The organism is Legionella steigerwaltii (assembly GCF_001468065.1).
Classification (GTDB): Bacteria; Pseudomonadota; Gammaproteobacteria; order Legionellales; family Legionellaceae; genus Legionella; species Legionella steigerwaltii.
In genome coordinates this window covers 62,798-74,987 of the sequence record NZ_LNYZ01000025.1, presented here as the reverse complement: position 1 = coordinate 74,987, position 12,190 = coordinate 62,798, and the positions used below count along the sequence as shown (strand labels likewise).

Here is a 12,190-nt window from a genome sequence, read left to right as displayed (position 1 = left end):
CGTTATTAACGCTCAGTTATTTTTGGTGATGCCTCATTACTTGGTTGTATTTTGTTATTAATAAGAACGTGGCTACCATTCTTAAGTTTCAATTGACCACTGGTTACCACAATATCACCCGCATGCAACCCTTTTAGAACAGCAATTTGATCTCCTCGTGTCGCTCCAACAGTAACAAAAACCTGTTTGACCACAAGAATTGGTTTATTATTTTTATCTTTTTGCTCGCTTTCTTTAACCAAAAATACAATATCACCATAAGGGTTAAAACTAATTGCTGATTGCGGTAAAGTCAGATAACTTCGCTTAGCTCCAGTTTCAACTTCGACTCGGGTAAACATCCCTGGCTTCAATTGATAATCAGGGTTAGGAACAGTAGCCTCTACCTGCACATTACGGGTAGCACTATCTACAAGAGGTTCTATGGTAGTAATTTTTCCTCGAAATATTTTCTTGGGAAAAGTATCAGTAACGACGTTTACAGTTTGTCCAAGCTTTAACTGCGCCAAATCTTGCTGTGGCAAATAAAAATCAGCATAAAGTGGATCCAATGCCTGTAATGTTGTGACCGTGTCCCCTACATTAAGATATTGCCCTGGATTAGTATTGTTAATGCCCAATCGACCTTCAAAAGGTGCACGAATTGTCTTTTTTTCAACAATTGCGGCTTGCTGTGCAACTTGAGCCTGTAAATTTTTGAGATTCCACTCATCAGTATCTACTGTTTGCCTACTCACTGCCCGAACAGCATATTGTGCTTTATCACGATTATAAGTAATTTTTGCTAATTCAACTTGTGCTTGTAATGAATGTAATTGTCCGAGCTCCGCATCCGCATTTAATTGTACTAAAAGATCACCCTTTTTAACGTATGCCCCTGGAGTAAAATAGATTGTTTGTACCATACCTGCGAGTTCTGTTGTGACGTTCACACCAAGACGCGCACGCATACTGCCCACCGATTTAAAAGTAGGTTGCCACAATGAGGCTTCAACTTTCATCGTGGACACAGTAACCGCAGGCGATTTATTCTGAAGGAAATATTGTTGCATCATGTAGTTAGTAAAAGCCTTCCAACCAAAAATGAGACCGAACAAAATTCCCACTGCAACCAACATAATAATCATCTGTTTTTTCAAAAATATCTCTTTCATCATAGACACTCTTTGACACACCAAGGTTTATGCCACCAGCCCCCACCTAATGCCTGGAATAATGCGGCTGTATCATTGTAGCGCGCAGCTTGTGCCTGGATACGGTTAATTCGAGCCTGTTGGTACTGCTGTTGCGCGTTTAATAAATTGATATAATTCACTCCACCTAAACGATATTGTTTTAGTGTGAGATTTAGGGATGCGCGTGCCGAATTTTCAGCATTGATTTGCGCTTGCAATGTGCGTGCATCTACTTCCAATCCTCTTAAAACATCGGCTACATTCTGAAAAGCTTGCAATACGGTTTGTCTGTACTGAGCCGCAGCTTGATGATAGGCTGCTATTGCAGCGCGTCGTTGTGCCAGTAAAGCTCCTCCACGAAATAAGGGTTGCAGCACCTGATTCGTTACGGCCCATACATTATTTTTTGCACTATAGAGCCCTGAAAAGGTGGTACCAAGCCATCCCTCATTGGCAGTTAAGGTAAATTGCGGGAATAAATTGGCGGTTGCTACACCAACTTGCGCACAAGCCTGATGAAGTGATGCTTCGGATGCACGTACATCGGGACGCTGGCGAACAAGATTTGAAGGCAAACTTACTGGTATCTCTATAGGCAATTTTAAGCGGTCTAAACGAATAACAGGTAAAGGTGCATCAGGAAAAGTACCTACAAGTGCAGCTAAAGCATGCTTCGCTTGTGATAAATTTTTTTGTAATGGGGGTAATGTGGCTTTTGATTGTTCAAGCAAGGTTTGTTGCGTCAATACATTTGCTTGTGAAACACCCCCCAAACGATATTGTTTATTTAAAAGGTTAAGAACTCCTTGTTCTGCCTTGATGAGATCACGAGTTGCGTCAATTTGTTCTTGGTATGAGGCAACTGCCACTGAAGTAGTAACAATATTAGCAGTCAGGGTCAGATAAGCTGCAATCACTTGGAATTGCTGATAATCAACCTGAGCAGCTAATGCTTCAATTTGACGCCGCGCGCCACCAAAAACATCTAAGGTATAGGATAAATTAAATGAGGTATAATAGATGGTAAACGTGACGCTTTCATTTGGGATACCTATTTGTGCGCCTGAATAACGTTGCGTTGTCATCGAGTTAGTCACATCGATTGAAGGCCACATCGAATTGCCAATTTGTTCCTTTAGGTTTTCCTGTGCTTGACGCAAAGCTGCGGATGCTGAAACTAAATTGGGACTATGGGCTAAACCCGCACGAATGAGCTGATTAATTTCAGGAGACTGATAAAGTTCCCACCACAATAAAGGAATGTCCTCATTCGTAATAAAAGCTTGGGCTTGACCTCCTGGGCCGGAGGTACTTACGGTTTTTGCTGGTAATGGTGTTTCAGTAAATCGTTTGACTTTTGGCGGTGGGGGCGAATGAAAATTTGGTCCTACCTTACAAGAGGTTTGCAGAATTGTGCTCAGCAAGACCAAGCTAAATGCTTTTATATGTTGTCTCAGATCAAACACTAACCACAATCCTTTGCGAATCATTCAATGAATAATGATTAATTTATCATGGATTGAGAAGGGTTGACAGTTCTAATGAGAGGAGTTCTTATTTTGTTAGATACATTCCAATAGAACATGTTTGAATGATAAATAATCACACAGTATAATAGCTATCTATTATTTCCCATACATAGAAACCTCGAGTAAGGCCTTTTTACATTTCGCTCTCTTGAGCCATAATGGCTTGATTTTCGAGCACCGGAGCGTAGCATACATGGAGTATGTGAGCATCGGAGCACAAAAAATCAAGCCATTTTGGACAAGATAGTAGAAATGTAAGCTGGCCTAGTAATCTATTGAAGCAATGAAGGAATTGAGTATGCCGGCTGTAAAAATTACAGGAATGGGTCGTTATTTACCCAGAAAAAAAGTTTTGTCTTCAGAACTGGATATTCAACTTAATTTACCTCAAGGAAGTGTACAAAAAAAATCCGGATTGATTTCGCGCCACTTTGCTTCTCCTGACGAAACAACTTCCTATATGGGCGCACAGGCCGCATTAATTGCCGTACAGCAAGCCCATATTCAATTGACAGAAATTGATGCCATCATCAGTGCTTGTGGCGTGGGTGAGCAAGCAATCCCTTGTACCTCTGCATTAATTCAGAAGCAGTTAGGATTGGGCCAATCAGGAATTGCCTGTTTTGATATAAACAGTACGTGCCTCAGTTTCATTAACGCTTTAGATATTGCTTCATACCTCGTTGCAGGGGGCCGATTTAAACGTGTTCTTATTGTGTCCAGTGACATCGCCTCAGCAGGATTAAATTGGCAAGATATGGAAACGTGTACTATTTTTGGTGATGGGGCTGCAGCATGTATTCTTGAACAAAGCGATGGAACAAATCGAATTTTATCGTCACATCATGAAACGCACAGTATTGGTTCAACTTTTTGCCAAATTGAAGCGGGTGGTACACGTTTGGCCGCGAACGATTCACACTTAGAACAAAGTCTATTTTATATGGACGGTAAAAAAGTATTCAAATTAGCCTCTAAATTAGTAGACAGCCTTATGGAGAATCTTTTACACAAAGCCAATCTTACACTGAATGATATTGATTGGTTTGTCCCTCATCAGGCAAGTCTACTTGCGATGCACCATGTGCAAAAAAGATTGAATATTCCAACCGAAAAATTTGTTTCGATTTACCCCAATCATGGAAATCAAATTGCGGCATCTATCCCTACTGCATTATGCACTTTAATTGACAGCAAACAAGTACACCGTGGACAATTAGTACTATTAATGGGTACAGGTGCAGGTTTAGCGGCTGGTGGCCTAATTATGGAGTACTAAATATGGTGTGCGTTGTTACTGGTGCAACAGGTTGTCTAGGACTGAGTTTGACTCATCGATTAATAGTGGACGGTCATGAAGTCATCGCTTTGGGGCGCAACGAACAACTTGGCAAAATGATTACCCAATCCGGGGCAAAATTTATAGCAGTAGATTTACTCGATAAAGAAAAATTAAAAAAAATAGCACAAAATGCCCAAACCATTTTTCATTGTGCAGCTCTTTCCAGTCCTTGGGGACGATATAAAGATTTTTATAACGCCAATGTCCTCGGTACACAGCATGTCATTGAAGCCACTCCCCCAAATACTCGCTTAGTTCATGTTTCATCGCCAAGTATTTATTTTAATTTCACCGAACAACATAATATTAAGGAAGATGCGGTATTACCCTTAAAACCTGCCAATTATTATGTAAAAACCAAATTGCTTGCTGAATCCCTAATTGATAAGGCACATCAGAATCACGATTTGAATGTGATCACTTTACGTCCACGCGCTATTTTTGGTCCGTATGATCGCGCCATTTTACCTCGCATACTGCAGAATGAAAAAAAAGGTATTCTGCCTGTTATTGGTACCGGGCAAAATCTAATCGACATTACTTATGTCGAAAATGTAGTAGAAAGCTTGCTTCTCGCAGCACAAGTGGATCAACAATTTTGTGGCAGGAAGTACAACATAACCAACGCGGAGCCACAAACTTTAATCACTATTCTTTCTGAGCTTTTTAGAGCATTACAAAAGCCCTTTAGACCCAAATTTATCCCCTACTCGATTGCAAAAATATATGCAGCTTCTCTGGAAAAACTTTATAGGCTTTCATTTACTTGCAAAGAACCTCGTTTGACTCGTTACAGTGCAGCCGTTTTATGTGTGGGACAAACTTTAAATATTGAAGCAGCGCAAAAAGATTTGGGCTATCAACCCAAAATCAGCATTAATCAAGGCATAGAACGTTTTGCTATGTGGTATCAAAAAACATGATAGAGTATCAGTTATTCGAAGCCGGTTATTGCAAACACTGTGAGCGAATGACCCTAAAAAAAGGGCGTTGGAAACAACGCGAATACCCAGCAATTTGTGCTTTAATCAAACATCCAACTCAAGGCTATATTCTCTTTGATACGGGTTATAGCAATCGATTCTATACCTTAACCCAAAAATTTCCCTATTCCATCTACAGACGCTTAACCCCTGTGAAGTTAAAAAAACCGCTTAAAGAACAATTAGCAGAAAAGAATATTCAAGCTTCAGAGATCAAGGGTATTGTGATTTCTCATTTCCATGCAGATCATATTGGTGGTTTAAACGATTTTCCTAATGCACAATTATTTTGTCATGCTGACGCACTAAATGACGTACGTCATAAAACAGGAATCAAAGCATTGATGCAAGGATTTTTACCGGGCCTACTCCCCCAAGATTTTTATGAGCGCGTAGTTCTGTTAAAAAATGAAATAGGATTGGAATCTAACCTATCACCTTTTACCACTGGATTTGATCTTTTTAATGACGGAAAGCTTATTGCTATCCCGTTGCCAGGACATGCTAAGGGACAAATTGGCCTATATTTTAAGGCTTCCAAAGAGACCTTCTTAGTGGCAGATAGTTGTTGGCATCAAGAAGCCTTTAAAGAATTAATCTTCCCGAGTGAGTTCACTTATTTAGTTCATGATAATAAAGAGGATTATCAACAAACCATCAGAAAGTTACAGCAACTTTTTAAAAATAATAAAGAGATTGATATTATTCCTTCCCATTGCCAACACATCCGTGCTCGCCTTTTGGAGAGTCATTGATGATACTTAGACTTCTTTATTATTATTTTAAAACCCATGTTCTTAGAAAACGGTTTAAATCACGTGACCAATTGTCTGCCTATCAGGAAAAAAGATTTAAAAAGTTAGTCAAAACGACTTTGTGCAAATCTCCTTTTTATCAACCTTATTTAGATAAGCCCCTGCATGAATGGCCAATTATCAACAAAAAAATAATGATGCAGCATTTTGATGAAATAAATACGGCAAATATCAAAAAAGACCACGCATTGGAACTGGCATTAAAAGCAGAAAGCACACGCGATTTCTCTGCCTTAATCAATGGCATCGCAGTTGGGCTTTCTTCCGGAACATCAGGAAATCGAGGTTTATTTCTAGTCAATGCAAAAGAACGCGATGCCTGGGCTGGTATTTTACTGGCGAAAGCCTTACCTAAAGGTTTGAAAAGAAAAGAGTGTATTGCTTTTTTCCTCAGAGCAAATAGCAGACTCTATGCAACCCTAAGTAAAAGTAAAAAAATTCAATTCCATTTTTTTGACTTACTTGAAAATTTCGAAACCCATTTAACTCGTTTAAATGAAATCCAACCTACTATTTTATCTGCACCAACCTCTGTGCTGCTGGCCTTAGCTAAGGAAAAACATCGTTTATCGATTATCCCTAAAAAAATATTTGCGGTTGCGGAAGTTTTAGAACAACGTGATGAGGCAATTATAAGCAACACATTTAATTGTCAGGTAGCCCAAGTTTATCAATGCACTGAAGGCTTTTTAGCCATCAGTGATAAAGAAAATAACCATTTATTAATGAATGAAGAGTATTTGATTATTGAAAAAGAATGGCTGGATGAAAAACGATTTGTTCCTATTATCACAGATCTGTTGCGCACAACCCAACCCATAATTCGCTATCGTTTAGATGATGTCTTAATTGAAGAAAAATCCAGTGGTGTTTTTACACAACTAGCAAGAATTGAAGGTCGTGTAGGTGATATTTGTTATGCAACCAAAGGCAATAAAGTATTTCCCATTTTTGCAGATTTGATTCGCCAAAAAATGGCATCATTTCCTTTTGAGTTTGATGACTACACCATTCAGCAACATGCTTTAAATCAATTTACCATTCAGATCACGCCTAGCTTAGTAGAAAAAGAAGCCTTAATTTCCCATTTAAATGAATTATTTCACGCACAAAATTTTGACATCCCTTTATGGGAATGGCAACCATTTATAAAAAAAGAAGTGGGAACAAAAAATCGCAGAATCCAAGCATTACTGGAAATCTCGCCCTAAGAAATCACACACTCATCAATCAATAAATTTGCACAAAATGATCAGTATTTAAAAAATATGCTTTAATTAAAGTCATATATGCATTTTTTTTATGAATGGCTTTGAAACGTTATGAAAATCTCAGTAGGACAAGCTTTATTAATTCTCCTTGCAAAATACCGAGGCATTGATAAAGATAAATATAATGAATTAAAACACTTGTACTTAGCAGGTGCAAAAGATGCAGACACCCAAACTGCAATTGACAAATACCTCAAAGATTCAGCGCTGGTAGGCTATCAAGTCTCTAAAGCCCCCGAAGACATTACCCATGATAACTCCCGCCGGTATTTTGAAACGCATTTGGCTTATGAAACTTTAAGCAGCCAATTGGATAAACTTAGCGCTGCAGAAATCAGCCAACATTTAGATGCCGTTAAAGGAACCGCATATAGCTCTTATGCAGAGCTTTATGAAGATATTTTGCAAGGAATCTATACCCCGTCTGATGATACAGAGCGTGAATATGCAGATTATTTAACTAAACTGCGAAACAAAGAAATATTCAGTCAATTTTCTAATGAGCAAAGACAAAAAATTATTGAAATAGTCTCCGCTGCTTTTGTAGCCATGATCATTGCTTCACAAGGTCCACATTTACTGCCTTTGGATATTTATGGTGAAGACATTTACCTAGAACGAGGAAAGGTAACCAAAGAAGGTCAGCGTACCGCGACGAAGAGTGCACATGGTCCTCTAATAAATATGACGACCACGAGTACGCTTGGCCTTCTACAAAATCGCGATCCAGTGCCTTTAGATGATCCAGCACGCATGACCAAAACCCAAGAATTTTTGAAACCTTCCGATCAATCAACCTATGACCCCAGTGCTCGATGGGTGCAAGATAATTTTTCTCGCCTAGTTCATCCATTTTCAAACTCTATTTCAGGAACCATGCTTTGCCAACTGCGTGCTTTGGCGAAAATAAAAGAGCTTAATAAATTAGCAGATCATATGGATGCACTAGAAAAACCATCTGGTGGCTCTACAGACCCAGCCAAAACAATCGATGATGTCACGAAAAAAACTCAAATCGATTTGGTAATCAGTATCATGGACTCTGGCAAAGTGACAGAGGAAGTCCTAGCCAAGGCCACTGAACTCGTAAAAAATGGTCAGATAGCGGATGAAGTAATAAAACACATCAAAAAAACAACTGATGAGGCCCTTTTAGCCTCTAAAGAAAAATTGGGATCTTTTTTTAAACTCTATGTTTCCGCCTTACTGTTTAATGCTGGAGGACATAGTTTACATGAGTTTGTTGCTCCAATTGGTTTAGCTAAGACGCAACAAGAATTCGCTTATATTGATGGTTTTAATACTTTAGATCTTGAAGAATTATTTTTAAACACGAATCAGGATGCCTTTGATAAAGCATTAGATAAAGCAATCGCTTATAACGAGCAAATTCTTAAAAAGAAAGCGATCAAAGAAGAATTAAAAGGTCTAAAACAAGTTGTTGATCAAAAAGTAATACCTGAGCTTATTCTTGCCTCGCAACTGAGTTCTGAAGTAAAAACAAATCTCTTAGAACTAGCTAAAAGAGATGTACATCATGCTGCAGATTGTTTTAGATTAGTGGAAAAACTGCAACAGCTAATGATCAAAAATGATGTCCGAGTTCAATCAGAATATTTTTCATTCTTTAGACAAGGTGCACAAAGACAGGTAGTACTCAATAAAAATCTCAACAATGCAATAATAGAACTAAGTAAAGGAAATGAGCAACAAGCAAAATCCATTATTGAAGCAACCTTAAAAGAACTCAAAACTTTTAAATCAGAGGATAAACCTGAATTCGTATCTCTTCAGAACATTTATAATTTAATAGGCTCTCAAGTCATTAAAGAACAACAAATGCAAATTGGAAAAAGTTAAGTTGTTTTCCATTGACAGGATTGATAAAATATTAATCAATCCATGTCATTATAAGTATTATGCCTACTCTGAATAAAATCGATGATCAAGGAAATTATCTCGAGTTCCCTGGAGTTACCATTGTTGCTGATGCAGGGCAAACAAACAGTAAACTATGGCAAGAGATTTATTTTTTCCTTAAAAACACGCCCATACTCTGCGATTATTTTTCTCCGTTGCCCTCTCAAAGTTATCACATGACAACGTGTAACTTGTATACAAAAGAAGAAACTCCAGAAGATTGGGTTTCTTTTATATCAAAAAAAATGACTTTTTTTCAAAAAATCAATAAAAGGCTGTCTGAATTGAAATTAGCGCCCGTAGTTTCGATTGAAACTATAGATTATTTTTCTGAATTGCAGCTCATTTTATCCGTACCTCCAGAGCAAAAAACGATTATTCAACAAATTGCCAAAGAATTTGGTCTGGAAAATAAAGTACCTGGTGTATTTCATATTACTTTGGCTTATGGATATAGAGAGATTAATGACGAGCAAATCTTTAAAGAAATTAAAAGTAAAATCGTGGAATTGTTAAAAATTTGTCAGCAGTATGATAAAGACATTACCTTATCTCCACCCAAATTATGTTTCTTCCGCAGCATGGAGCAATTTATTCCTTGGGATGGAACAGCTAATCCATTCATTGCAAAATCTACTCCAGATCTCTTTAGTTTATTTGGCTATAGAAATAAAACTCAAAAGAACGAAGTTCCGAGTCCTTCTGTATGCCCCATTATGTAATTTTTTTCAGGACAAGCTGGTATCTTAATTTGACCAACATATTATTATCTAAAATTTATTTTTAATCATGCCTAAAATACGCACACAAATAAATGTTGAAATGGATGCACTTGGATTCACAAATAATCCCCATATCACATTGATTACTGAGGGGGTTTGTACGTGTATTGCTTTTATCGTTAGGGGTAAATATTGGGATGATGAACGTGATGAAAAAATCAATTTTGGTGGGTTATTTCATTGGTCAGGCTTTGGCATTTCTAATCGGAATAAAGACCTGCTAACACAAGAAGCTTTAGCATATTTTTTAAAAAGTATACGCACTGAGCTCAAATTGTCTTCTACTACACCAGTAGAAATAAACACACTTAAATTTATTGGTGGAGAAGCAAAAGAATTTGACCAAAATAATGAAGTAACATTGGAAGGCACTGAAGCTGAAGTCATCTCATTAATAAAAACAGTTCAGCAATTTGACTTTAAGCATCGTAATTTTATTCTTTATCCTGATGCAATTGAACATAGTCATTTTTTAACCAAGGGTGATCAATCCATTACCATTAAAGTAACACCCTACTATGATAATTTTTATATTGACCCCGGCGTAAACGAAGAATTAGACTCTCAAGTAACGACTCACTACTCCCCATAGTTATCTTGGTCACATCCCAGCGGCTTGTCCGCCGCTGGACGTAGGAGAGTAATAGAAAAAATTATCGTGATGCTCTTTGAATGTCTTTACCCACATGAGAAACGTCTTGTCCAAAACCATGAACAGTTCCACAGGAACTTAGCATTCCAAGTGTTGCGAGACAAATGCCAACTATAATTATTTTTTTCAGCATGTCCATTTTTTTCCCCTTTTTTATTTTTTTAAATTATCCTTCATGAAATTATTCTAGACCATATTTTCATAAAGTTAGAAACTAATACATGAATTTTTAACTAAAACGATCCTTAATGTATTTTCTCAAAAATATTGATACAGTACTTAGTTCCATGCATACAGAAGGGATATATATTTTGCACAGACTCTTTATAACTTGTGCTTTGGTCATGTTAACATTAACAGGATGCTCCCTTTTTGGTCAAATCCACACAGAAACAGAACCAGCTAATGCTACTAATTTAGCGGTAAAACACATTTATAAACTTCCTAAAACGAGCAACGCCGCACATCATCTTAAACGGTTTAACGATCCGCAATTAAGTCAACTTATTTCTGTAGCTCTTGTAGATGCACCGGATATGCATAGCGCCAAAGCACGGATTAAGCGCGCTCAACAACTTGCAAAAATTGCCTATTCATCACTTTGGCCCTTTATAGACTCCAGTGGTTATTTGGAAAAAGCATACTTTCCAATACATGGCACAGTCCCTCCCCCATTCAACTCAATCAAAGTCGATCAAGCGAAGATTGCAGATATTGGTTTAAAATTTAATTATGAGCTGGATTTTTGGGGCAAAAATAGAGAAAACTTAGCAAGCAAAGTGAGTGAAACCTTTGCTGCCCAGATGGACCTGGCAGAAACACAACTCGTTTTGAGTACTGCGGTTGCTACAACTTATTTCGATATTCAAAATAATATAATCCAACAACGTTTGGCCAAAGAAAATGCACACTTACTAAAACAACTTGCTGATATCATCGTGGGCCGAGAACAGCAAGGCATCGAATCCAATATTCCGGTAAAAACAGCATTAGCCAATGCCCAAGCAGCTATATTATCCATAGAAGATTACAAGCGAGCTGAAATGCAATCACGGCATCAATTAGCGGTGTTAATGGGAAAAAACCCCTTGAATACACAAATTGATACAGCAACTTTTGTTTATAACAAAAAACAACTTCTGCTACCTGCAGTAATCCCTGCGAATATACTGGCACAAAGACCTGATATAGCATCAGCTCGTGCCTTAACAGAAGCTGCCGCACATCAAGTGAATGTTGCTAAAACAGCATTTTTCCCGAATATTAACCTAAAAGGTTTATTAAGTTTGCAAAGTTTGTACTTCTCTAAGGCTTTTAATATATGGCTCCAAAACGATAACGCCTCAGCGGCGTTTGATTTACCAATTTTTGATGCTGGTGCGCGTAGAGCAAACCTAGGAGTAAATTACGCACAATACGAACTTTCAGTGAACCAATATAATCAAACTATTTTAAACTCATTACAACAAGTAAGTGATCAGCTATCTGCCTTAAAAACGCTTAATACTCAAATTACCGCACAAAACCAAGCATTAAATAGCACCGAATCCAATTACAAATTATTCCAAGCACGTTATACTCAAGGAATTATCGATTACACCCAACTGATTGAAATAAAACAGTTATTAATCCAACAAAAAGCTGCTTTGTACAATTTACAAACCCGTCAAAAACAAGCTTTTGTAGTCTTATTAGCAGCCTTAGGTGGAGAGCTATAAACT

At 37.7% G+C, this 12,190-nt stretch carries 11 protein-coding genes; 8 read left to right on the top strand and 3 right to left on the bottom strand.

The genetic code is table 11. From position 1 onward, the window contains the following. Window positions 1-5 precede the first annotated feature (5 nt). Window positions 6-1,154: an efflux RND transporter periplasmic adaptor subunit gene (locus Lstg_RS13380; RefSeq protein ID WP_058478192.1), complete on the bottom strand. Its 1,149-nt coding sequence runs from the start codon at window positions 1,152-1,154 to the stop codon at window positions 6-8. Next, window positions 1,154-2,641, bottom strand: a complete 1,488-nt coding sequence (locus Lstg_RS13375) for an efflux transporter outer membrane subunit (protein ID WP_058478170.1) — start codon at window positions 2,639-2,641, stop codon at window positions 1,154-1,156. The genes Lstg_RS13380 and Lstg_RS13375 overlap by 1 nt, the downstream gene beginning before the upstream one ends. Before the next feature lie 361 nt (window positions 2,642-3,002). Here Lstg_RS13375 and Lstg_RS13370 point away from each other — a divergent pair, with 361 nt between their 5' ends. The 7 genes from Lstg_RS13370 to Lstg_RS13340 all read left to right on the top strand — a co-directional run bounded on the left by Lstg_RS13370 (window position 3,003) and on the right by Lstg_RS13340 (window position 10,409). After that, window positions 3,003-3,983 (top strand): beta-ketoacyl-ACP synthase III, encoded by a 981-nt coding sequence (locus Lstg_RS13370; protein WP_058478169.1) that lies wholly within the window; start codon window positions 3,003-3,005, stop codon window positions 3,981-3,983. A 2-nt stretch (window positions 3,984-3,985) separates the two neighbouring features. Beyond that, the gene (locus tag Lstg_RS13365; protein ID WP_058478168.1) at window positions 3,986-4,969 is read left to right on the top strand and encodes an NAD-dependent epimerase/dehydratase family protein; all 984 of its coding nucleotides are present in this window, start codon (window positions 3,986-3,988) and stop codon (window positions 4,967-4,969) included. Then, entirely contained in the window at window positions 4,966-5,784 is an 819-nt protein-coding gene (locus Lstg_RS13360) for an MBL fold metallo-hydrolase (protein ID WP_058478167.1), read from the top strand. Before Lstg_RS13365 ends, Lstg_RS13360 begins: the two co-directional genes overlap by 4 nt. Beyond that, on the top strand, window positions 5,784-7,055 hold the full coding sequence (locus Lstg_RS13355; protein ID WP_058478166.1) for a F390 synthetase-related protein: 1,272 nt from the start codon (window positions 5,784-5,786) through the stop codon (window positions 7,053-7,055). The genes Lstg_RS13360 and Lstg_RS13355 overlap by 1 nt, the downstream gene beginning before the upstream one ends. A 111-nt stretch (window positions 7,056-7,166) precedes the next feature. Continuing rightward, window positions 7,167-8,975, top strand: a complete 1,809-nt coding sequence (locus tag Lstg_RS13350; RefSeq protein WP_058478165.1) for a hypothetical protein — start codon at window positions 7,167-7,169, stop codon at window positions 8,973-8,975. 59 nt (window positions 8,976-9,034) lie between these two features. Beyond that, complete coding sequence (locus tag Lstg_RS13345) at window positions 9,035-9,757, top strand: DUF1868 domain-containing protein (protein ID WP_058478164.1); 723 nt, start codon at window positions 9,035-9,037, stop codon at window positions 9,755-9,757. Window positions 9,758-9,824: 67 nt separating this feature from the next. Next, complete coding sequence (locus Lstg_RS13340; protein ID WP_058478163.1) at window positions 9,825-10,409, top strand: hypothetical protein; 585 nt, start codon at window positions 9,825-9,827, stop codon at window positions 10,407-10,409. Window positions 10,410-10,470: 61 nt separating this feature from the next. Here Lstg_RS13340 and Lstg_RS13335 read toward each other — a convergent pair whose 3' ends face one another. Further along, window positions 10,471-10,608, bottom strand: a complete 138-nt coding sequence (locus tag Lstg_RS13335) for an entericidin A/B family lipoprotein (RefSeq protein ID WP_058478162.1) — start codon at window positions 10,606-10,608, stop codon at window positions 10,471-10,473. Window positions 10,609-10,717: 109 nt separating this feature from the next. On the opposite strand from Lstg_RS13335, the gene Lstg_RS13330 reads away from it, so the two are divergent. Further along, the gene (locus Lstg_RS13330; protein WP_238585432.1) at window positions 10,718-12,187 is read left to right on the top strand and encodes an efflux transporter outer membrane subunit; all 1,470 of its coding nucleotides are present in this window, start codon (window positions 10,718-10,720) and stop codon (window positions 12,185-12,187) included. The last annotated feature ends 3 nt before the right edge of the window (window positions 12,188-12,190 follow it).

What these genes read in the sequence shown, in the direction of transcription:
- Lstg_RS13380 (WP_058478192.1), bottom strand. Translation starts at nt 1,154, where the DNA reads ATGAAAGAGATATTTTTGAAAAAACAGATGATTATTATGTTGGTTGCA.
- Lstg_RS13370 (WP_058478169.1), top strand. Translation starts at nt 3,003, where the DNA reads ATGCCGGCTGTAAAAATTACAGGAATGGGTCGTTATTTACCCAGAAAA.
- Lstg_RS13365 (WP_058478168.1), top strand. Translation starts at nt 3,986, where the DNA reads ATGGTGTGCGTTGTTACTGGTGCAACAGGTTGTCTAGGACTGAGTTTG.
- Lstg_RS13360 (WP_058478167.1), top strand. Translation starts at nt 4,966, where the DNA reads ATGATAGAGTATCAGTTATTCGAAGCCGGTTATTGCAAACACTGTGAG.
- Lstg_RS13355 (WP_058478166.1), top strand. Translation starts at nt 5,784, where the DNA reads ATGATACTTAGACTTCTTTATTATTATTTTAAAACCCATGTTCTTAGA.
- Lstg_RS13350 (WP_058478165.1), top strand. Translation starts at nt 7,167, where the DNA reads ATGAAAATCTCAGTAGGACAAGCTTTATTAATTCTCCTTGCAAAATAC.
- Lstg_RS13345 (WP_058478164.1), top strand. Translation starts at nt 9,035, where the DNA reads ATGCCTACTCTGAATAAAATCGATGATCAAGGAAATTATCTCGAGTTC.
- Lstg_RS13340 (WP_058478163.1), top strand. Translation starts at nt 9,825, where the DNA reads ATGCCTAAAATACGCACACAAATAAATGTTGAAATGGATGCACTTGGA.
- Lstg_RS13335 (WP_058478162.1), bottom strand. Translation starts at nt 10,608, where the DNA reads ATGGACATGCTGAAAAAAATAATTATAGTTGGCATTTGTCTCGCAACA.
- Lstg_RS13330 (WP_238585432.1), top strand. Translation starts at nt 10,718, where the DNA reads ATGTATTTTCTCAAAAATATTGATACAGTACTTAGTTCCATGCATACA.